At 60.3% G+C, this 22114-nt stretch carries 20 protein-coding genes; 13 read left to right on the top strand and 7 right to left on the bottom strand.

Annotation, left to right across the window (positions count from 1 at the left end; genetic code table 11):
- Positions 1–33: 33 nt before the first annotated feature.
- The 7 genes from xerD (at position 34) to M5B44_RS03265 (ending at position 7180) form a co-directional block, all read left to right on the top strand.
- Positions 34–930: a site-specific tyrosine recombinase XerD gene (xerD, locus tag M5B44_RS03295; protein WP_085729749.1), complete on the top strand. Its 897-nt coding sequence runs from the start codon at positions 34–36 to the stop codon at positions 928–930.
- 141 nt (positions 931–1071) lie between these two features.
- Positions 1072–1803, top strand: coding sequence for a bifunctional protein-disulfide isomerase/oxidoreductase DsbC (gene dsbC / locus M5B44_RS03290; RefSeq protein ID WP_085711641.1), 732 nt, complete (start codon positions 1072–1074; stop codon positions 1801–1803).
- 131 nt (positions 1804–1934) lie between these two features.
- Positions 1935–3239: a homoserine dehydrogenase gene (locus tag M5B44_RS03285; protein ID WP_011332618.1), complete on the top strand. Its 1305-nt coding sequence runs from the start codon at positions 1935–1937 to the stop codon at positions 3237–3239.
- A 66-nt stretch (positions 3240–3305) separates the two neighbouring features.
- Complete coding sequence (thrC, locus tag M5B44_RS03280; protein WP_248738217.1) at positions 3306–4715, top strand: threonine synthase; 1410 nt, start codon at positions 3306–3308, stop codon at positions 4713–4715.
- A 119-nt stretch (positions 4716–4834) separates the two neighbouring features.
- Entirely contained in the window at positions 4835–6208 is a 1374-nt protein-coding gene (locus tag M5B44_RS03275) for a transporter substrate-binding domain-containing protein (protein ID WP_248738409.1), read from the top strand.
- Between the two features lie 118 nt (positions 6209–6326).
- Entirely contained in the window at positions 6327–6734 is a 408-nt protein-coding gene (locus tag M5B44_RS03270; RefSeq protein ID WP_248738216.1) for a DNA-binding protein, read from the top strand.
- 164 nt (positions 6735–6898) lie between these two features.
- Positions 6899–7180 (top strand): DUF3509 domain-containing protein, encoded by a 282-nt coding sequence (locus tag M5B44_RS03265; protein ID WP_119429023.1) that lies wholly within the window; start codon positions 6899–6901, stop codon positions 7178–7180.
- Between the two features lie 174 nt (positions 7181–7354).
- Here M5B44_RS03265 and M5B44_RS03260 read toward each other — a convergent pair whose 3' ends face one another.
- Complete coding sequence (locus M5B44_RS03260; protein ID WP_248738215.1) at positions 7355–8335, bottom strand: TIGR02285 family protein; 981 nt, start codon at positions 8333–8335, stop codon at positions 7355–7357.
- Positions 8262–9461 (bottom strand): CaiB/BaiF CoA transferase family protein, encoded by a 1200-nt coding sequence (locus M5B44_RS03255; RefSeq protein WP_248738214.1) that lies wholly within the window; start codon positions 9459–9461, stop codon positions 8262–8264. Before M5B44_RS03255 ends, M5B44_RS03260 begins: the two co-directional genes overlap by 74 nt.
- Before the next feature lie 146 nt (positions 9462–9607).
- Between M5B44_RS03255 and M5B44_RS03250 the strand changes: the two genes are divergently transcribed.
- The 4 genes from M5B44_RS03250 to M5B44_RS03235 all read left to right on the top strand — a co-directional run bounded on the left by M5B44_RS03250 (position 9608) and on the right by M5B44_RS03235 (position 13888).
- A complete protein-coding gene (locus M5B44_RS03250; protein ID WP_248738213.1) occupies positions 9608–10150 on the top strand; it encodes a YaeQ family protein in 543 nt (180 codons plus the stop codon).
- A 54-nt stretch (positions 10151–10204) separates the two neighbouring features.
- Positions 10205–11914 carry a single-stranded-DNA-specific exonuclease RecJ gene (recJ, locus tag M5B44_RS03245; RefSeq protein WP_007954648.1) on the top strand — a complete coding sequence of 570 codons (1710 nt, stop codon included), beginning with the start codon at positions 10205–10207 and terminating at the stop codon, positions 11912–11914.
- A gap of 242 nt (positions 11915–12156) precedes the next feature.
- Positions 12157–13263 carry an NADH:flavin oxidoreductase/NADH oxidase gene (locus M5B44_RS03240; RefSeq protein ID WP_248738212.1) on the top strand — a complete coding sequence of 369 codons (1107 nt, stop codon included), beginning with the start codon at positions 12157–12159 and terminating at the stop codon, positions 13261–13263.
- Between the two features lie 91 nt (positions 13264–13354).
- Complete coding sequence (locus tag M5B44_RS03235) at positions 13355–13888, top strand: GNAT family N-acetyltransferase (protein WP_248738211.1); 534 nt, start codon at positions 13355–13357, stop codon at positions 13886–13888.
- A gap of 12 nt (positions 13889–13900) precedes the next feature.
- Here the strand turns inward: M5B44_RS03235 and M5B44_RS03230 are convergent, their stop codons facing one another.
- On the bottom strand, positions 13901–15529 hold the full coding sequence (locus M5B44_RS03230) for a glucan biosynthesis protein D (protein ID WP_248738210.1): 1629 nt from the start codon (positions 15527–15529) through the stop codon (positions 13901–13903).
- A 403-nt stretch (positions 15530–15932) separates the two neighbouring features.
- Between M5B44_RS03230 and M5B44_RS03225 the strand changes: the two genes are divergently transcribed.
- Positions 15933–16118, top strand: a complete 186-nt coding sequence (locus tag M5B44_RS03225) for a hypothetical protein (protein WP_039769577.1) — start codon at positions 15933–15935, stop codon at positions 16116–16118.
- 541 nt (positions 16119–16659) lie between these two features.
- Positions 16660–17217 carry a hypothetical protein gene (locus tag M5B44_RS03220; protein WP_248738209.1) on the top strand — a complete coding sequence of 186 codons (558 nt, stop codon included), beginning with the start codon at positions 16660–16662 and terminating at the stop codon, positions 17215–17217.
- A 58-nt stretch (positions 17218–17275) separates the two neighbouring features.
- On the opposite strand, the gene M5B44_RS03215 is transcribed toward M5B44_RS03220, so the two are convergent.
- From M5B44_RS03215 to M5B44_RS03200, 4 genes are all read right to left on the bottom strand, one after another.
- Positions 17276–18760: an APC family permease gene (locus M5B44_RS03215; RefSeq protein WP_248738208.1), complete on the bottom strand. Its 1485-nt coding sequence runs from the start codon at positions 18758–18760 to the stop codon at positions 17276–17278.
- Positions 18761–18904: 144 nt separating this feature from the next.
- Positions 18905–20329, bottom strand: a complete 1425-nt coding sequence (locus M5B44_RS03210; RefSeq protein WP_248738207.1) for a gamma-aminobutyraldehyde dehydrogenase — start codon at positions 20327–20329, stop codon at positions 18905–18907.
- Between the two features lie 50 nt (positions 20330–20379).
- A complete protein-coding gene (locus M5B44_RS03205; RefSeq protein ID WP_085697286.1) occupies positions 20380–21189 on the bottom strand; it encodes an ABC transporter permease in 810 nt (269 codons plus the stop codon).
- Positions 21179–22114 carry an ABC transporter permease gene (locus tag M5B44_RS03200; protein ID WP_007954664.1) on the bottom strand — a complete coding sequence of 312 codons (936 nt, stop codon included), beginning with the start codon at positions 22112–22114 and terminating at the stop codon, positions 21179–21181. The genes M5B44_RS03205 and M5B44_RS03200 overlap by 11 nt, the downstream gene beginning before the upstream one ends.

The following is a 22114-nucleotide window of genomic DNA, read 5'->3' as shown; positions in this document are numbered from 1 at the left end:
CGTCGTGCTTTTGCCGGCGCGGCCAGAGTGCCCATGCCTGCCATCGACCACCCGCTGATTGACCAATTCCTCGATGCCCTGTGGCTGGAGAAAGGCCTGTCCGACAACACCCGCGATGCCTACCGCAGTGATCTGGCGCTGTTCAACGGCTGGTTGCAGGAGAAAAACCTCGAATTGATCAACGCGGGTCGCGAGTTGATCCTCGATCACCTGGCCTGGCGTCTGGAGCAGAACTACAAACCCCGTTCCACCGCGAGATTTCTCTCAGGCGTGCGTGGCTTTTATCGCTATTTGCTGCGGGAAAAACTGATCTCGGTCGATCCGACTTTGCGTGTCGACATGCCGCAACTGGGCAGACCGTTGCCCAAATCCCTGTCAGAAGCCGACGTGGAAGCGCTGCTGAAGGCGCCGGATCTGAGCGAAGCCATCGGCCAGCGCGACCGTGCCATGCTTGAAGTTCTTTACGCCTGTGGCCTGCGGGTGACCGAGCTGATCAGTCTGACCCTGGAACAGGTCAACCTGCGGCAGGGCGTGTTGCGGGTGATGGGCAAGGGCAGCAAGGAGCGGTTGGTGCCGATGGGCGAGGAAGCGATTGTCTGGGTCGAGCGCTACCTGCGCGACGGTCGCGGCGAGTTGCTGGGTGGGCGCCCGAGTGATGTGCTGTTTCCAAGCCAGCGCGGCGAGCAGATGACTCGCCAGACCTTCTGGCACCGCATCAAGCATCAGGCCAAGGTTGCAGGGATCGGCAAATCGCTGTCGCCGCACACACTGCGTCACGCCTTCGCGACTCACTTGCTCAACCATGGCGCCGACTTGCGCGTGGTGCAGATGCTGTTGGGCCACAGCGACCTGTCGACCACGCAGATCTACACGCACGTCGCCCGTGCACGGTTGCAGGATCTGCATGCCAAGCATCACCCTCGCGGCTGAGCGTTCTGCCTTGCGACAGGCGCATTCGGCCACGGGAGCCTTATGTGGTAGGCTTTGCCGGTTTGCACGATGGACGGTTATGACCCGGTGTTCCGGCACGGGCGTTCTGATCGTTCCATTTGTCCGCCTTCAGGAGTTCACATGCGTCTGACCCAGATTTTCGCCGCCGCAGCCATTGCGTTGGTCAGCACCTTTGCCGTCGCCGATGATGCGGCCGACAAAGCCATCCGCCAGAGCCTGGAAAACCTCCAGCTCGACGTTCCGGTGGACACCATCACCGCCAGCCCTCTGCCGGGCCTGTACGAAGTCAAGCTCAAGGGCAGCCGCGTGCTCTACGCCAGCGCCGACGGCCAGTACATCGTTCAGGGCTACATGTTCCAGCTCAAGGACGGCAAACCGGTCAACCTGACCGAGAAGACCGAACGCCTGGGCATTTCCAAACTGATCAACGGAATTCCGGTCGCCGAGACCGTGGTTTACCCGGCTGTGGGCGAGACCAAGTCGCACATCACCGTGTTCACCGACACCACTTGCCCGTACTGCCACAAGCTGCACGCCGAAGTGCCTGAGCTGAACAAGCGTGGCATCGAAGTGCGCTACGTGGCGTTCCCGCGTCAGGGCCTGGGCTCGCCGGGTGACGAGCAGTTGCAAGCCGTGTGGTGCTCGAAAGACAAGAAAGCCGCCATGGACAAAATGGTCGATGGCAAGGAAATCAAGGCCGCCAAGTGCGAGAACCCGGTTTCCAAACAGTTCGCCCTTGGTCAGTCGATCGGCGTGAACGGCACGCCGGCCATCGTTTTGGCTGACGGACAAGTCATTCCGGGCTACCAGCCTGCGCCACAAGTCGCCAAACTGGCGCTGGGCGCGAAGTAATTCGCATCGTCACGTCAAGGCGTGACGAGCGTGGCCCGGCGGCAACACGGCCGGGCCATCAATAGAGAGCCGCGATTGCGCGGTTGTTTTCACGGCCGGCCTCGCGTCGGCCGTTTTATGGGGAGTTCACAGTGAAACCGGTCAAAGTAGGCATCTGTGGGTTAGGGACCGTCGGTGGCGGTACCTTCAACGTACTTCAGCGCAACGCCGAGGAAATCGCTCGTCGTGCCGGGCGTGGAATCGAAGTGGCACAAATTGCCATGCGCACGCCAAAGCCTCAGTTCCAGACGACCGGTATTGCGATTACCAACGATGTCTTCGAAGTGGCCACGAACCCTGAGATCGACATCGTCATAGAGCTGATGGGCGGCTACACCGTTGCCCGCGAGCTGGTACTCAAGGCCATCGAGAATGGCAAGCATGTGGTCACCGCGAACAAGGCTTTGATTGCCGTTCACGGTAATGAAATTTTCGCCAAGGCTCGCGAGAAAGGCGTGATCGTGGCGTTCGAAGCGGCGGTAGCCGGCGGCATTCCGGTGATCAAGGCGATCCGTGAAGGCCTGTCTGCCAACCGCATCAACTGGGTTGCTGGCATCATCAACGGCACCGGCAACTTCATCCTCACCGAAATGCGCGAGAAGGGTCGCACCTTCGAAGACGTGCTGGCCGAAGCGCAAGCGCTGGGCTACGCCGAAGCCGATCCGACGTTCGACGTCGAAGGCATCGACGCAGCGCACAAGCTGACAATCCTGGCGTCCATCGCGTTCGGTGTTCCGCTGCAGTTCGACAAGGCCTACACCGAAGGCATCACCAAGCTGACCACCGCCGACGTGAACTACGCCGAAGCGCTGGGCTACCGCATCAAGCACCTGGGCGTGGCTCGCAGCACCGCCGCCGGTATCGAGCTGCGCGTACACCCGACGCTGATCCCGGCCGATCGTCTGATCGCCAACGTCAACGGTGTGATGAACGCGGTGATGGTCAACGGTGACGCTGCCGGTTCGACTCTGTTCTACGGCGCCGGCGCCGGCATGGAGCCGACCGCATCGTCGGTGATCGCCGACCTGGTGGACGTGGTTCGCGCCATGACCTCCGACCCGGAAAACCGCGTGCCGCACCTGGCCTTCCAGCCGGACTCGCTGTCGGCCCATCCGATCCTGCCGATCGAAGCCTGCGAAAGCGCCTACTACCTGCGCATCCAGGCCAAGGACCACCCGGGCGTACTCGCTCAGGTGGCGAGCATCCTCTCGGAACGCGGCATCAACATCGAGTCGATCATGCAGAAGGAAGTCGAGGAACACGACGGCCTGGTGCCGATGATCCTGCTGACCCACCGCGTGCTGGAACAGCACATCAACGATGCGATCGCCGCCCTCGAAGCCCTGGCGGGCGTGGTCGGTCCGGTCGTGCGGATCCGTGTCGAGCACTTGAACTAAGCCGATCTCCTTCACCGGTTCCGCCAGCGGGACCGGTGTCGTGAACACTGTCCATTGGAGTCAGTCATGCGTTACATCAGTACCCGCGGCCAGGCACCGGCCCTGAATTTCGAAGACGTCCTGCTGGCCGGTCTCGCCACCGACGGCGGTCTGTACGTCCCGGAAAACCTGCCACGTTTCACCCAGGAAGAAATCGCTTCCTGGGCCGGCCTGCCGTATCACGAGCTGGCATTTCGCGTCATGCGCCCGTTCGTCACCGGCAGCATTCCGGACGCCGATTTCAAAAAGATCCTCGAAGAAACCTACGGTGTGTTCGCCCACAACGCCGTGGCGCCACTGCGTCAGCTGAACGGCAACGAATGGGTCATGGAGCTGTTCCACGGCCCGACCCTGGCGTTCAAGGACTTTGCCCTGCAACTGCTCGGCCGTCTGCTCGACTACGTGCTGGAAAAACGCGGCGAGCGCGTGGTGATCGTCGGCGCCACCTCCGGTGACACCGGTTCGGCCGCGATCGAAGGCTGCAAGCACTGCGAAAACGTCGACATTTTCATCCTGCACCCGCACAACCGTGTGTCCGAAGTGCAGCGTCGGCAGATGACCACCATTCTCGGCGAGAACATCCACAACATCGCTATCGAAGGCAACTTCGATGACTGCCAGGAAATGGTCAAGGCCAGCTTCGCCGACCAGAGCTTCCTCAAGGGCACGCGCCTGGTGGCGGTGAACTCGATCAACTGGGCGCGGATCATGGCCCAGATCGTTTATTACTTTCACGCAGCGCTGCAACTGGGTGGCCCGGCTCGCTCCGTGTCGTTCTCGGTACCGACCGGCAACTTCGGCGACATCTTCGCCGGTTACCTGGCGCGCAACATGGGCCTGCCGATCAACCAGTTGATCGTCGCCACCAACCGCAACGACATCCTGCACCGCTTCATGAGCGGCAACCAGTACGTCAAGGAAACCCTGCACGCCACGCTGTCGCCGTCGATGGACATCATGGTTTCGTCGAACTTCGAACGCCTGCTGTTCGACCTGCACGGTCGCAACGGCGCGGCGATTGCCGGCCTGATGGACTCGTTCAAGCAGGGCGGCGGTTTCAGCGTCGAACAGGAACGCTGGACCGAAGCCCGCAAACTGTTCGACTCGCTGGCTGTGGACGATTCGCAAACCTGCGAAACCATCGCCGAAGTCTACGAGCAGACCGGTGAAGTGCTGGATCCGCACACCGCCATCGGCGTGAAAGCCGCTCGCGAATGCCGTCGCAGCCTGGACATCCCGATGGTGATCCTGGGCACGGCGCATCCGGTCAAGTTCCCGGACGCAGTGGAGAAAGCCGGTGTAGGAAAAGCTCTCGAACTGCCTGCACACCTTTCTGATTTGTTTGAGAGAGAAGAGCGCTGCACCGTTCTGGCAAACGAGCTGAAAGCCGTGCAAGCCTTTGTCAGCCAGCATGGCAATCGCGGCAAGCCGCTTTAAGCCCTGAAAGCTGTCACATTTTGAAGCCCGTCTCCTGACGGGCTTTCTTGTTTTTGCATGCCACACTGCGCGTGTTTCGCCCACGAAGGACGGGCGAGTCGATGACGAAGGATGTGGCAATGCGGTTTTATTCAAGATGGAAGCCGGCGTTGTGCTGGTTGTTTTTTTTGGGGCTGTCGGGGTTGCTGCAATTGGCGGACGCGGCCCATCTGACGATGCATTCAGGAGAGGCAGAGTTGAACATCCAGCCCATTGAGCTGGACGCGCAAGAGCAACAGTGGATTCGTGAAAACCCCAGGGTGACAGTCGCCTCGGTGCAGTATCCCTTGTATCTGTTTCAGGATGAGCACGGTCAGTGGAGCGGCTTGAACAACGATGTGCTCAAGCACATCAGCGCCATGACCGGTTTGCAGTTCGTGCATCAGGAGTCGTTCTCCACCAACCACATGCTGGAGCAGCTCGAAAGTGGCGTCGCCGACATCAGTACCACGCTGGCGATGAACGAGGAGCGCAGGCAGTTTCTCGATTTCAGCCATGCCTTCGGGGGAGCGGGGTGGGTGTTCGTCGGGCGGGCGGGTTTGCCGGCGGTGCAGTCGCTTGAAGAGCTGGATAAACGGGTTCTGGTGCTGCCGGCCAGGCATGCGCTGGAGGACAGTATCCGACGCGACCATCCGCTGATCGAGATACGTTCGGTCAAGACTTACGCCGAGGCCAAGGCGCTGGTGGAGAGTGGCGAGGCATACGCCACCATTGAAAACGAAATGGGTGCGCAGTTGTTTCCATCGGGCCTGCTCAAGGTCGGAGGTCTGGTGGAGGGCAAGTGGGAGGCGGATCATCTGGCGGTGCGCAAGGGCTTGCCTGAGTTGCTGAGTATTCTCAACAAAGCCCTTGGGGCCTTTTCGGCAGCCGAATTGCGTGCAATGCGCCTGAAATGGCTGGATGGCATTTCCCCTGCTCCAGCGCCCTCGCTCGGGACGCTGGTGATCAAGTGGGGATGCTGGGGCATGGGCGTGCTCGGGGTGTTCGGCCTGTTTTCGCTGCTGTGGAGCCGCCGGCTCGCTGTCGAGATAAAGCAGCGACGTGAGGTGGAGAAAGACCTGGGCGATCAACTGGCGTTTCAGCATGCGTTGATCGATGCCATGCCGGACCCGGTGTTCGTGCGTGACCTGCAGGGGCGCCTGATCATGTGCAATCGCAGTTATGAAGAGGCACTCGGCGTGCGTCTTGAACAGGTGCAGGGGCGGACGCTCTGTGAGCTCGACGTGCTTCCGCAAGCCACGGCGTTGATGCTTCATGATGAGTTCATGGTGCAACTGCGCACCCGCAAGACGCGCTTCAGCAGGCGACAGCTGATGTTCAAGGGCGGTTCTCGGCAGGTCTATCAGTGGACGGTTCCTTTTTACGGTGCTGATGGGGCGCTGCGCGGCTTGCTGGGGGGCTGGACAGACATCATTCAGAGGCAGACCGATAGCGGGTGTCGATGTCTGCGTTGAAGATCGGAAATGTCCTATAAAACCTGGCTACTTTTCTGATGGGAGGCTTAGGACGACTGCCCTAGAGTGACAATCCACTGCGGCGAGAAACCGCGATTGTCGTGCAAGAGGTCGTCCAATGCGCTCGCTCAAAATCCTGCTTCTCGAACCCGACCCGTTTCAACTGATGGCGTTGCACCAGATGCTCAACGCCATTGGAATCTACGACGTGTTGACCGCGCCTTCGCTGGGCGCGGCAAAGCGCTCGCTGGATCGTCGGGGGGCTGTCGATATCGCCATTTGCAATCCGCAGCTCAAAAATGGTGAGGGGCTGGCACTGATCAACCATCTGGTTGCCCGACGGGATGCTCGATCGTTGATTCTGCTGGGTGTGGTCGCTCCCAGCGTACTGGCCGATCTGGAATTTTTATTGGAGGAGAGCGGGGTGCAGCTCCTGGGCCGACTGTACACGCCGGTTTCGGCGGTGCTGATGCGCAATCTGCTTGACAGTTACCTGTCGCAGCCCCGACGTTCGGTCAGCGCCTGAAGCCATCGGTTATTTTTCTGTCATCTTCTCCATGCATGCTCCGACAGGTCGGTGACGCTCCCGCAGAGGCCGCCGATATGCAGAACTTTCTTCTCGGGCCGGTGGTCATTTACTGTGGACACGCCCCAGGCACTGTGTTTTCGGACTATTGAGTGGAGATCGAGATGGAAAGTATCAGTCTATTGCTCGGTGAGGCTCTGAGCCCGTATCAGGTAACGCTGACCCCTCGCGGTCTGCAGGGCGAATGCCTGGTGACACTGAAGAACGGCAGTGGCGCCATTGTGGTGGAACGCGAATTCAATCGGGCGCAGTTGAGCGACAAGCGCCAGCTGACGGATGTGGTCGATGGCTTGCATCGCGACATCCTGATCGCCGAAGGCCGGCTGGAACCCTGTGTGATCGCTGCATTGCGCAATGTTGCCCGCGACAAGCGCCCGCTGCTCTGAAACTGATGGGACTTTTGTGGGAACCTTCCTGCATCCAGGTCAGTCAGACCCCATAACAGCAGGATCAAGCATTGTGCTCCGGTGCTTGTCGCTTGCTGCTACGGGTCTTTGATACAGACCACGTTTAACCCCGAGTCGTCTCCCCACTTCTCGGGGTTTCTTTTTGCCCGGCATCTACTGCGTGGCCTGTTGCTGGAAGAAAATCCGTGCCTGCTCCAGGTAGTCCGGGCGCATTTCAGGGTCGAGCCACTGGGCGTAGAGCTGGTTCAGGTGTTCGTGGGGCAGGGTGCGCAACAGTTGATCGATTTCGCGGATCGCCTGGCGACCCTGGGTGGTATCGGTGCAGCCGACATGGCTCGAGATGTACTTGTCCGCACCGTGAACGGGGAAAAACTCCAGCTCGTCTTCGGCGATCTGAACCTGACGCGCCTGGTAGCGGATTTCCGGCCAGTAGCCCAGCACCGCTTGCAGCCGACCCAGTCGCTGCATCGAGAGCAGGCTGCTGAGAGCATCATTGCCATAGTGCGGCGTCAGCGATCCACTTGGTGCGCGGCGCAGCAGATTGTCGACGTATTCGCCATAACTTCGCTCGGCCACCACCCCGACTTTTCTCTCGCCGTTGGCCAGGTACGCCGACAGATCGACTTGCTCCTCGACCAGAAAAGGTTCCAGCATTTCGCGATCTTTGCGACGAACCACCAGACCATTACTGACTGCGCGGAAAGCGGGGATGGAGAACGCAATCCACTGTGCCCGCTCCCTGTTCCAGAGCAACGACGGATCGCAGGCAAACGGATGTTCATGGAGCATCTGGAGGCCCCGGGCGCGGTTGACCCGCATCAGGGTGTGTTCGTATTGCGGCATGCCGGCTATCAGCATCGGCATCAGTTGATCGATGACGCCCTGGCCCTTTTTCGGGCCTTCGAGAATGGTCAGCGGCGGCAGGTCGCGCAACAGCCAGATCAGCGTTGGCTTGGCCTGCGCCCAGGCTGGCAGCACCAGCAGAAAAAGCAGGCCGAACAGCCGCCACGTCCACCAGTGGTGGGCGCGGTTGGAGGCTGAGGCCGGTCGGCGCTTCAGCTCAGATGGCTCCGTCTTCGCGCAGCCGGGCGATCTGCTTCTCGTCGTAGCCAAGATCGTGGAGTACCTGCGCATTGTGTTCACCGAGCTGCGGTCCGACCCATTCGGACGTGCCGGGTGTCTCAGAGAGTTTCGGCACGATGCCCGGCATCTTGAAAGGTTTGCCGTCCGGCAGTTTGGCGTGCAGGAACATTTCCCGGGCCAGGTACTGCGGATCATTGAACATGTCTTCGGCGCTGAAGATCCGGCTGGCCGGGACTTCGGCCTGGTTCAACAGGTCCAGCACGGTTTGCAGCGGCAGCGAATTGACCCAGCGATCGATCACGCCGTACAACTCGTCACGGCGGGTGTCGCGCCCGTCATTGCTGGCCAGTGTCGGGTCATTGGCCAGATCCTCACGACCGATGATCAGCATGAAACGCTTGAAGATCGCATCGCCGTTGGCGCCGATCTGCACGTGTTTGCCGTCGGCGCTGGTGTGGATCGACGAAGGCGTGATGCCTGGCATGATGTTGCCGGTGCGCTCACGAATGAATCCGAAAACGTCGAACTCCGGCACCATGCTTTCCATCATCGCGAAAATTGCTTCGTACAACGCCACATCGACCACCTGGCCGAGGCCACCGTTGACCTCGCGATGACGCAGGGCCATCAACGCACCGATCACGCCCCACAAAGCCGCAATCGAATCGCCGATGGAAATTCCGGTACGCACCGGCGGGCGATCTTCGAAACCGGTGATGTAGCGCAGGCCGCCCATGGATTCGCCGACCGCGCCGAAACCTGGCTGATCCTTCATCGGCCCGGTCTGGCCGAAGCCCGAGAGGCGCACCATCACCAGTTTCGGGTTCAGTGCGTGCAGGGTTTCCCAGCTCAGGCCGAGTTTTTCCAGCACACCGGGGCGGAAGTTCTCGATCAGGATGTCGGCTTCGCCCAGCAGTTTTTTCAGGATCGCCAGGCCGTCGGGGTGTTTCAGGTTCAGCGTCAGGGACTTTTTGTTGCGAGCCTGGACGAACCACCACAGCGAAGTACCTTCGTACAACTTGCGCCATTTGCGCAGCGGATCACCGCCGTCCGGCGATTCGATCTTGATCACTTCGGCGCCGAACTCGCCGCAGATGCGCGAGGCAAACGGCCCGGCAATCAAAGTACCCAATTCAATGACTTTCAGACCGCTGAGCGGTTTGTTGGCGAACGGCATGCGAGATCCTGTAGGACAAGGCTGAGCAGATACAGCGTTTTAACATAGCCGGCTGTCAGTCGCGCAAGGTTGATCGCCATCAATTCGTGGATTGCCTACAGCATCGGTTAGACTTGCCGACTTTCCTCGTATCAAGAAGCCCGTTCATGGCCCAGCCGTCCACTACCTACAAATTCGAACTGAACCTCACCGATCTCGACCGCAGCGTCTATGAGAACGTGAAGCAGACCATCGCCCGTCACCCTTCGGAAACCGAAGAACGCATGACCGTACGCCTGTTGGCCTACGCGCTCTGGTACAACGAGCAGCTGTCGTTCGGTCGTGGTCTGTCGGACGTCGATGAACCTGCGTTGTGGGAAAAGAGCCTGGATGACCGCGTCCTGCACTGGATCGAAGTCGGCCAGCCGGACGCTGATCGCCTGACGTGGTGCTCCCGTCGCACCGAGCGCACCAGCCTGCTGGCCTACGGCAGCCTGCGCGTCTGGGAAGGCAAGGTGATCCCGGCGATCAAAAACCTGAAGAACGTCAATATTGCTGCTGTCCCGCAGGAGGTGCTGGAAACACTGGCCCAGGACATGCCCCGCGTCATCAAGTGGGACGTGATGATCAGTGAAGGCACGATCTTCGTCACCGACGATCGTGGCCAGCACGAAATCCAGCTCACTTGGCTGCAAGGCGAGCGCGGTTAAGTCCGCGTTACTCCCAAAAAATCCCACGTATTCAAGAGAAGCTTCTGTCACCCCATGCGTATCGATCCTCGCCCGTTGCCCGCCACTCTGCCGTTTCTCGGTGAACTGCCACCCCTGCTGACCCGTTTGTACGCGGCGCGGGGCGTGCAGTCCGAGGCGGAGCTGGACAAGAGCCTGGCGCGGCTGATCCCGTTCCAGCAGCTCAAAGGGATCGATGCGGCGGTAGACCTGCTGGTGACGGCACTGGAGCAGCGTCAGCGGATCCTGATCGTCGGTGACTTCGACGCCGACGGTGCGACGGCCAGCACCGTGGGCGTACTTGGCTTGCGCCTGCTGGGCGCGGCGCACGTCGATTATCTGGTGCCGAACCGCTTCGAATACGGCTACGGCCTGACCCCGGAAATCGTCGAAGTCGCGATGACCCGCGAGCCGCAATTGTTGATCACCGTCGACAACGGTATTTCCAGCGTCGAAGGTGTGGCGGCCGCTAAACGTCACGGCCTGAAGGTGTTGATCACCGACCACCACTTACCCGGCGATGAACTGCCGCAAGCCGATGCGCTGGTCAATCCGAACCAGCCTGGTTGCGAGTTTCCGAGCAAGGCGCTGGCCGGGGTCGGGGTGATTTTCTATGTGTTGATGGCCTTGCGCGCGCGCCTGCGCAGCCTCGGCTGGTACGAGAGCAAGCCGCAGCCGAACATCGGCGAACTGCTGGATCTGGTGGCGCTGGGCAGCGTTGCCGACGTGGTGCCGCTGGATGCCAACAACCGGATTTTGGTGCATCAGGGTCTGGAGCGGATTCGCGCCGGGCGTGCACGGCCGGGGATCAAGGCGATTCTGGAAGTGGCCAAGCGCGAAGCTTCGCGCATTACGTCGACCGACCTCGGTTTCATCGTCGGTCCGCGATTGAACGCGGCGGGGCGTCTGGATGACATGAGCCTCGGGATCGAGTGCCTGCTGACCCACGACGCTGCGCTGGCACGGGAAATGGCCGCGCAACTGGACGGCATGAACCAGGACCGCAAATCCATCGAGCAGGGCATGCAGCGCGAAGCGCTGGCCCAGCTCAAGGATTTGCCGGTCGAGTCGATGCCGTTCGGGTTGTGCCTGTTCGATCCGGAATGGCACCAGGGTGTGATCGGTATTCTGGCGTCGCGGATGAAGGAGCGGTATTTCCGCCCGACCATCGCGTTCGCCGATGCTGGTGACGGTCTGCTCAAGGGCTCGGGGCGTTCGGTGCAGGGGTTTCATATTCGCGATGCGCTGAGCGTGGTTGCGGCGCAACATCCGGATCTGATTGCCAAGTACGGCGGCCACGCGATGGCCGCTGGCCTGACCTTGCCGCAGGAGAATTTTCCGTTGTTCGCCGAGGCCTTCGACGCCGAGGTGCGTAGGCAACTTCGCGAAGAAGACCTGACCGGGCGCCTGCTGTCGGATGGCACGCTGGCGGTCGAGGAATTTCATCTGGAACTGGCCCGCGCCCTGCGTCACGCCGGGCCGTGGGGCCAGCATTTCCCGGAGCCGCTGTTTCACGGCGTGTTCCAGTTGGTCGAGCAGCGAGTGGTCGGCGAGCGGCACCTGAAAGTGGTGCTGAAAACCGAATGCGGTTCGGTGAAGCTCGATGGCATCGCGTTCGGCATCGATCGCGATATCTGGCCGAACCCGACGATCAAATGGGTCGAACTGGCCTACAAACTCGATCTCAACGAGTTTCGCGGCAATGAAACCGTGCAACTGATGATTGCCCACATCGAACCGCGCTGACACTTTCGCGAGCTTGCTCCGGGCGGCGTTCCGACGAAAGCGGACTCACACACACACACAGAATCACTCTGAACCCTCCCTCATCCCCGGATGTCGACTAGGCTCTAAGCACTGCTTGATTGGCCTTGTGACGTCTTGTCGAATTTTTTGCCCGCGGGGGCGGGTGCCGTACCTTTTTCCTGTCACTCGTCGACTTTTCAAACAGAACCCTGGAGCCTGCCCACTGATTTGAGAGGTGCCCCATGAGTCTGCTGCTTGAACCCTTTACCCTTCGCCAACTGACCCTGCCCAACCGCATCGCCGTGTCGCCCATGTGCCAGTATTCCAGCGTCGACGGCCTGGCCAACGACTGGCATCTGGTGCACCTCGGCAGCCGTGCGGTAGGGGGCGCTGGCCTGGTATTTACCGAAGCCACGGCGATCACGGCCGACGGGCGGATCACCGCCGAAGACCTGGGCCTGTGGAACGACGAACAGATCGCACCGCTGCAACGCATTACCCGTTTCATCAACGCGCAGGGCGCTGTGGCCGGCATTCAACTGGCCCACGCCGGACGTAAGGCCAGCACTCATCGGCCGTGGATCGGCAAGCACGGCAGCGTCAAACCGGATGACGGCGGCTGGACCCCGGTCGGGCCTTCGCCGATTGCCTTCGACCCGCAACACACCCAACCCAAACAACTTGATGAAAGCCAGATCGCCCAAGTCATTCAGGACTTCGTGGCAGCAGCCAAACGCGCGCTGACCGCCGGTTTCAGTGTGGTCGAGGTGCATGCGGCGCACGGTTATCTGCTGCACCAGTTTCTGTCGCCATTGAGTAATCAGCGGCGCGACCAGTACGGCGGCTCGTTCGAAAACCGCATCCGTCTGGTGTTGCAAGTGACCGAGGCGGTACGCGCGGTGTGGCCGGAAGAACTGCCGGTGTTCGTCCGTCTGTCGGCCACCGATTGGGTTGAAGATGGCTGGAACCCCGATGAAACCGTGGAGCTGGCGCGACGCCTGAAAACCCTCGGCGCGGATCTTATCGACGTATCGTCGGGTGGCACCGCAGCGAACGCGGAGATTCCGGTGGGACCGGGTTATCAGACGCGCTTCGCCGAACGGGTGCGCAAGGAGTCAGGCATTGCCACCGGCACCGTGGGAATGATTACCGAACCCGCCCAGGCCGAGCACATCCTGAGAACCTGTCAGGCCGACGTCATCTTCCTCGCCCGTGAGTTGCTGCGTGATCCGTACTGGCCGCTGCATGCCGACGATGATCTGGGTGGACGCAAAGCGGTGTGGCCAGCGCAATATCAACGTGCGACCCATCGGGATCAGCCGATTCACGAGTCTGATCTGCGGGATTGATTCCGACCGGTCGCAAAGCCTATAAAACCCGCCATTGAACCGGCGGGTTTTTTCTTACCTGTCGTTTGGAATTGCAAAGGAATGGACCGCAATGTTGATCGAACGAGAGCTGACTGAATCGGACTTGCCACTGTTGGCGCAGATCGACCGCAGTGAACTGGTTGAGGAGTGCTATCGCGTGGAAAACGCTGAGCTGATTCTGTATCCGGCGCGTTTCGACATGCGCGGATGGCCCGAAGGGGAAGCGGAGGAGAATGCGCGGGTATTGGAAAAATGCTGGCGCAGCGGTGGGTGGCTGCACGGGATTTTCGATGGCGAGACACTGGTGTCAGCGGTGGTTGTGGATAACCGGGTTATTCACAATCAGGGCCTGAAGATGCGGCAGTTGAAGTTCCTGCACATCAGCCGTGCCTGGCGCGGGCAGGGATTGGGCGGACGCTTGTTTGCCCTGGCTTGCGAGCATGGCCGGGAGGTCGGTGCCGAGGCGTTGTACGTCTCGGCAACCGAATCACGCAATACCGTGGAGTTCTATCAGCGCCAGGGTTGCCGGTTGCTGGCGCAACCGGATCCCGAGCTGTTTGATCTGGAACCCCACGATATTCACTTGTACTGCCCGTTGGCCTGACGGCTCAACGCATCAAGGATACTTGCGCTTGTCCGGCGCCGGCGGGAAGTACTGGTACAGCCAGGTCTCGCTCAGCGTGCGGTCGTTGGTGCGGATGAACAGGCGCAGTTCCACCGGATCCACGCTGTCATTGGTCGGGTACCAGTCGAACAGGATCCGGTAACCCTTGATGTCATCCAGCACCAGCACGCTGAAGTCCTGCACCTTGCCGTTGGAGCAAGTCACCACCGGTTCGATCCCGGTGCCCTGCGGCAGGCGATCCAGACCGCCACCGGTGAAGTCCACGGCAAAACGGCGGGCCCAGACCGGCGGGTAATGCTCGCCCGGTGCCCAGCCTTCGACGAATCCACCCATGCCCGAACGGGTCGCATGCACCCGCGCCAGCGGCGTGCCGACCGGCGGCAGGGCGCTCCAGTAGAGCTTGTAGCCGTAGTTCAGCGAATCGCCGGCAGCCACCGGTTTTTTCGGCGTCCAGAACGCGACGATGTTGTCGAGAGTTTCGCCGGTTGTAGGAATTTCCAGCAGATCGATAGAGCCTTCGCCCCACGCGGTTGTAGGCTCTACCCACAGGCTCGGGCGCTTGCTGTACCAGTCGACGGTGTCCTGATAGTTGGCGAATTCGTGGTCGGTCTGCACCAGACCGAAACCTTTCGGATCGGTGTCGGCGAAGGCGTTGAATTGCAGGGTCGCCGGGTTGTTCAACGGACGGCAGATCCACTCGCCGTTGCCACGCCACATGGCCAGACGATCCGAGTCGTGGATTTGCGGATGGATGGTGTCGCACATCCGGCGCTCATGAGTGCCGCAGCTGAACATGCTGGTCATCGGCGCGATGCCCAGTTGCTCGATGGCGGTGCGGGCATTGATGTGTGCGTCGACTTCCATCATCACGCGCTCCGCCTGGCAGTCGATGTCGAAGCGATAGGCGCCGGTCGCGCTCGGCGAGTCGAGCAGGGCGTAGACCACAAAGCGAGTCGCGTTCTGATCCGGGGTTTCGAACCAGAACTTGGTGAAGTCGGGAAATTCTTCGCGTTTCTTGGCGTAGGTGTCGACGGCCAGGCCACGGGCGGAGAGGCCATATTGGCCAGTGGCATCCACCGCGCGGAAGTAGCTGGCGCCGAGGAACGACACCACGTCATGGCGATCCAGCTCCGGTGCCTTGAACAGCTTGAAGCCGGCAAAACCCAGGTCGCCCTTTAGCTGCTGGGTGTCGACCGAGGTGTTTTCATAGTTGAACAGTTGAGGGCGGAAATGCACCTCGCGGGCTGTGCGGGTCTTCGGATCGACGCTGTACATGCGCACCGGCTGGCGGAAACCCATGCCGACGTGGAAGAACTGCACATCCAACTGACCCTTGTTCTCCTTCCACAGCGAATGCTCGCCGTCGTAGCGGATCGCGTTGAAGTTCTGCGGGGTCATGGTCGCCAGGGTCGGCGGCAGCACCTGTTTGGTGTCCTGATACGCGCTGCCGGCCAGCTGCTTGGCCTGGCGCTTCAGCGTTTCAAAGTCGAAGGCCTGGGCTTCACCGTCGGCGGCACCGCCAGAGGCGGCCCAGGCGCGGGAGGCCAGCAGGCCGGTGGCCGAAAGACCGGTATAAGCCGCAATGGCCATGGACGCTTTGAGCAAATTCCTGCGGTGCATAGATACAACCTGTCGTGGACAATCCCGCGCCGTTCCTGGCACGTACTGGATCAGAAATTACGGTTCGGACAAGCCTTCGGCCAAACGCTACGGACTAGTAACAGATGCGCGCTAGCTTAATCCGTTCGCTGATTTTGCAAAATTCATTGATTACACGGCGACAGCGTCTCAATGAAACAAGACGTTACGGTTACTTATCCCACAGCCTTTTCTGATTTACAGGGCATATCTGCTTTTTTCGACTAATTACTCTAAAAACAGCTTTTCAGCGCCGATTTAATTTCTATTCTATGAGCATGGCCGGTCACGACTCACCCGACCGGCAGGGCTCAAATCGCTGCTTAAGGGAGCAGGGCGATGCGGTTTTGGAAAAATTCTGACGTACTGGAAAAGGACAACGTCCATGGCAAAAGGACAAGGCATCACCGAAATGTTGGGCATCTTTCCCTGCCTCACCAACGTCCGGCGAAGACGCCGGCTCAGTCCTGATGAACTGAAACTGGTGGAGCGTTACCGCGAGTTGTCGGAAAGCGACCGGATTGCGATGCGGTATCTGGTGGATGCGATGAGGAGTGTTTCGCGGTTTTGAAGTGAAAAACCAAAGGGGCGGACTGTGAAGTCCGCCCCTTTTTCATTCTTGAGTCTTACCGGGGACGCTGCGGTTGCATCAACCCTTCGACAAGTTGGGTGGCGAACCGAGTGGCGTTCGAAGTCGGGATACTTCTGGTCAAACACGGAAAACCCGGAAGGCCCGCGCCACGCGGTCTGCCATAACGCAAAACTGAAGTTGCGAAAAAACCATAGTTCAATAAAGGGCACAGCATTGTGTTGACAGATTTCCGGTTTCGGCCCCGGCAACTGATTGGGCTGCGACGGGACAAAGCCTATCGGTCAGGCGCTAGCGGCGCCAAGTCTACGCTGTGGACGCGTAGCGTAGGAAATGTGGCTTTCTTTTGAAGCCCGCATCTGTAGGAAATTCCTGTTTTTGTATGGCGGCCAGCCAGACTGCACCTGAAACGTGATTTTTCCTTTATGAATCTCCGGCATCCTCCGGGGTGGGCGGCAGCTCAAAGGATTCTTCCGAAGGTGGGGAAGATCTACGTAGCGGCGCTTACCTGGAAGTGAACTCAATGACTACCGTATTTATTGCAGGCTCTATCAACATCAAGAACCTTGATCCGAAGGTTAAGGAGCGTATCAATAATATCGTTGCGTCTGAATTCGAGCTGGTCGTTGGTGATGCGGGCGGCGCCGATACCTCCATTCAGGAATATCTGCTGAGTCTCGAACGATCCAGAACCACTGTGTTCTGTAGCGGTCCAGCGCCGCGGAACAACCTCGGACAGTGGCCCGCCAGAACGGTGGACTCCAAGCACTCCAAAGGATCAAGGGCCTTCTTCACTGAGAAAGACTTGGTGATGGCCGAAGCCGCTGACTACGGCTTGATGATATGGGATGCGAAGAGCACCGGTACGCTCAGCAACGTCATAGAACTGCTGTCGAGAAAGAAGAAGTCCCTTGTCTTCGTCAACAAGGAGAAGGAATTCAAAGTGGTGGGAGACGTCAATCAGCTCGAAGAGTTGATTGCATTCATGTCTGACCACGCCAAGCAAAAAGCCAACGAAAAAATCAAATTGTTCGATCGTATTTCCTCGCTGAAATACGATCAGTCCGAACTTTTGTTTTGATGTTTTGCGCCGGCTTTCTTGAACCCCGGCACTCTATAGGTGCCGGGGCCAAAATCTTTTAGCGACTCACCTTCCAAGCATCCCCAGCCGGTGCCTTCCCATGGTCATACGGCTTGCCAATCCACATGTAAACCAACCCTAACCCAATCACGATCACCGTGCTCAGCACCATCGCGTAGTTGATGTACCACGCGGCATCGGGCGTGCGTGGCCAGGCCATGTTGATGATTGCGCCGACGCCGTAGACCAGCGCGCCGATGTTCACCGGCCAGCCCCAGGCGCCGAGGGTGAATTTGCCGCTCGGTTTCCAGCCTTTGCTGCGGGCGTACAGGGCCGCGAGGACGATCATCTGGAACGCGAGGTAGATGCCGATGGCGGCGAAGCTGACGATGGTGGCCACGGCGTCTTGCAGGAAGAAGCCGAGGGCGATGATCAGGCCGGGCAGGACGCCGGACACGAACAGCGCAGCAACCGGCACCTGGGTCGTAGGAGAAATCTTTTTCAGCAGTCGGCTACCGATGACCATTTCATCGCGGGCGTAGGAGTACAGCAGACGACTCGCCGCCGCCTGCAGGCTGATGACGCAGGAGATGAATGAAATCATCACCACGCCCATCACCACTTTCGAACCGACCGGGCCGAAGGCGTTGTTGAGGATGGTGGTGACCGGGTCCTTGTCGGTGCCGTTGATCACCGCTTGCATGTCCGGCACGGCGAGGATCAGCGCCAGGCAAGCGAACATCGCCGCGATGCCACCGATGTAGATGGTCATGCGCATGGCCACCGGAATTTTCTTGCTCGGGTTCGGGGTTTCTTCGGCCACATCGCCGCAGGCTTCGAAGCCGTAGTAGAGGAACATCCCCGCCAGCCACGCGGTGAGGAATGCCGGCAGGTAGGAGCCGTCGACGCTGATGTCGAACGTGTTGAACAGCACGCTGATCGGCTGATGACGCTCGAAAATCAGCAGGTACACGCCGACGATCACTGCGCCCACCAGTTCGCAGAGGAAGCCGAACATGGCGATCCGCGCCAGCACTTTGGTGCCGCTGAGGTTCACCAAAGTCGCGAACAGCGTCAGCACCAGGGCGATGACGATGTTGGTGTTGTTGCTCGGCTCAAAACCCAGCATGGCCGCGAGGTACGGGCCGGCGCCGACCGCCACGGCGGCGATGGTCACGCACAGGGCGATGGAGTAGATCCAGCCGACCATCCACGCCCATTTCTTGCCCACCAGGCGCCGCGCCCAAGGATAGACGCCGCCGGAAATCGGGAACTGCGAAACCACTTCACCGAAGATCAGGCACACCAGCAGTTGCCCGCAGCCCACCAGCAAATAGGCCCAGAACATCGGTGGCCCGCCGGCGGCCAGGCACAGGCCGAACAGGGTATAAACCCCTACGACCGGTGAAAGATAAGTGAAGCCCAGCGCGAAGTTTTCCCACAGGCTCATGCTGCGGTTGAAATTGGAGGTGTAGCCCAGTTGGCGCAGTTGTTCGGCATCGCTGTCGGCAACGGCGGCTGAGAGATCGGGTGATGCACTCATGTGTGTTTGCTCCGTGAAATCGGCAGATTTCGGATGGCCGAAGCCGTGGCGGGGCTTGGTGAGCGCCGCCCGGATCGGTAGTTATTGTTTTGAATGCCTGGTGATGCGGATGACCGGTTTCTGCCTTGAAGCCGGGAAATGCCTTTAGTGTTTGAACATCACATGCCGAACCGTGGTGTAGTCCTCCAGTCCGTACATGGACATGTCCTTGCCGTAGCCGGACAGTTTCTGACCGCCATGAGGCATTTCGCTGACAAGCATGAAGTGCGTATTCACCCAGGTGCAGCCGTACTGCAACCGTGCGGACAGGCGATGGGCGCGTCCTACATCCGCCGTCCATACCGAGGACGCCAGACCGTAGTCCGAATCGTTGGCCCACTCCAGCGCCTGGGCTTCATCAGTGAACTTGGTCACCGACACCACCGGCCCGAACACTTCGCGACGGACGATTTCGTCGTCCTGCTGGGCATCGGCAAGAACGGTCGGCTCGAAGAAGAAACCGTTGCCTTCGACAGCCTTGCCGCCGGTGATCAAGCGGATGTGCGATTGCGCCACGGCGCGTTCGACAAACCCGGCCACGCGGTCGCGATGCTGGGCGGTGATCAGCGGCCCGAGCTCGGTCGACGGATCATCCTGCAAGCCGTACTTGATGCTGCTCACCGCTGCGCCGAGTTTCTCGACAAACTTGTCGTAGATGCCTTGCTGCGCGTAAATCCGGCACGCGGCAGTGCAGTCCTGGCCGACGTTGTAGAAGCCGAAGGTGCGAATGCCTTCGACCGCCGCGTCGATATCAGCGTCGTCGAAGATGATCACTGGGGCCTTGCCGCCCAGTTCCATGTGCATGCGTTTGACGCTGTCGGCAGTGCTGGAAATGATGTTTGAACCGGTGGCAATGGAGCCTGTCAGCGACACCATTCGCACTTTCGGATGGGTCACCAGCGGACTGCCCACGCTCGGCCCACGACCGAACACCAGATTGAGTACGCCGGCCGGGAAAATATCCGACGCCAGTTCGGCCAGACGCAACGCGGTCAGCGGGGTTTGTTCCGACGGTTTGAGCACCACGGTATTACCGGCGGCGAGGGCCGGGGCGATTTTCCAGGCGACCATCATCAGCGGGTAGTTCCAGGGTGCGATGGAGGCGATCACGCCCACCGGGTCGCGGCGGATCATCGAGGTGTGGCCGGGCAGGTATTCACCACCGGCCGAACCGCTCATGCAACGGCTGGCGCCGGCGAAGAAACGGAACACGTCGGCAATCGCCGGAATCTCGTCGTTCAGCGCGGCGCTGTAGGGTTTGCCGCAGTTGTCCGATTCCAGTTTTGCCAGCTCTTCACCGTGGGCTTCGATGGCGTCGGCGAGTTTGAGCAGCAGCAGCGAACGGTCTTTCGGCGTAGTCTGCGACCATTCGGCGAAGGCACTGTCGGCGGCGCGCACCGCGGCATCGACTTGGGCTTCGGTGGCTTCGTTGATTTCCACCAGCACTTCGCCGCGCGCCGGGTTGAGCACCGGTTGCGCCGGGCCTTCGCCGTTGACCAGATGGCCGTTGATCAAGAGTTTGGTTTGCATGTTGTTGTCCTCTTTCTACTGCAAATTCAGGGTGGGAAAGGTCAGGGAATTCATTTGCCGCCGCTGCCGGCCACGCTCTCGCCACCCCGGGTCAGGTAGTAGGCGCCGAGGATCGGCAGCATGGTCACCAGCATCACGAGCATCGCCACGACGTTGGTCACCGGCACGTCCCGTGGGCGGCTCAACTGGTTGAGCAACCACAGCGGCAAGGTGCGTTCGTGGCCGGCGGTGAAAGTGGTGACGATGATTTCATCGAACGACAGCGCAAACGCGAGCATGCCGCCGGCGAGCAGGGCCGAGCCGAGGTTCGGCAGAATGATGTAGCGAAAGGTCTGCCAACCGTCGGCGCCGAGATCCATCGACGCCTCGATCAGACTGTGCGAGGTGCGGCGCAAACGGGCGATGACGTTGTTGTAGACGATCACCACGCAGAAGGTCGCGTGGCCGACGATGATGGTGAACATCCCCGGCTCGATTCCCAGCGTCTTGAAGGTCGCCAGCAGCGCGATCCCGGTGATGATCCCCGGCAGTGCAATCGGCAGGATCAGCATCAGCGAAATGCCCTGTTTGCCGAAGAAGTCCCGGCGGTACAGCGCCGCTGAAGCCAGCGTACCGAGCACCATCGCGATCAGCGTGGCAATGGCCGCGATCTGCAACGACAGCTTGATCGCTTCCAGCACGTCCGGCCGGGAAAACGCCACGCTGAACCAGTGCAGCGTGAAGCCTTTCGGTGGAAAGCTGAACGCCGCGTCTTCGGTGTTGAAGGCGTAGAGGAAGATGATCAGGATCGGGAAGTGCAGAAATACCAGCCCGCCCCAGGCTGCGATGCGCAGACCGAGAGATGCTTTTTCAGAGTGCATCGAAGGCCCCCAGTCGTTTGACGATGGACAGGTAGATGGCGATCAGCACGATGGGCACCAGCGTGAATGCCGCAGCCATCGGCATGTTGCCGATCGCGCCTTGCTGCGCGTAGACCATGCTGCCGACGAAGTAACCCGGCGGACCCACCAGTTGCGGCACGATGAAGTCGCCCAGGGTCAGCGAAAACGTAAAGATGGAACCGGCGGCAATCCCCGGCACCGACAGCGGCAGAATCACCTGCATGAAGGTCTGGCGCGGCTTGGCCCCGAGGTCGGCGGAGGCTTGCAGCAACGACGGCGGCAAGCGCTCCAGCGAGGCCTGGATCGGCAGGATCATGAACGGCAGCCAGATGTAGACGAACACCATGAATCGCCCCAGATGCGAGGTCGACAAGGTGCTGCCGCCGACCCCGGGAATCCCCAGAATGAACTGCAGAACCGGCTCCAGCCCCAGGTGCTGAACGAACCACTGCGCGACGCCGCCCTTGGCCAGCAGCAGGGTCCAGGCGTAGGCCTTGACGATGTAGCTGGCCCACATCGGCATCATCACCGCGATGTAGAAAAACGCCTTGGTCTTGCCGGTGGTGTAACGCGCCATGTAGTAGGCAATCGGGAACGCGACGATGGCGCTGGCGATCGACACCACGACGGCCATGCTCAGGGTTCGCAGGATGATGTCGAAATTCGACGGCTGGAACAGCGCCGCGAAATTGGCCAGGGTCAGGTCCGGGGTGACCGCCATGGTGAAATCGTCGAAGGTGTAGAAACCTTGCCACAACAGCACCAGCAGCGAGCCCAGATAGATCGCGCCGAACCACAGCAGCGGCGGCACCAGCAGCATCGACAGATACAGATTCGGCTTGCGATAGAGCAGGTTGGAAAACCTGCGCAACGGTGCCGATTGAGGGAGGGCGAGGGCGGTCAT

The sequence above is a fragment of the Pseudomonas sp. MWU12-2029 genome (assembly GCF_023242425.1).
Taxonomy (GTDB): Bacteria; Pseudomonadota; Gammaproteobacteria; order Pseudomonadales; family Pseudomonadaceae; genus Aquipseudomonas; species Aquipseudomonas kribbensis.
This window is presented reverse-complemented; position numbering and strand designations above follow the sequence as displayed.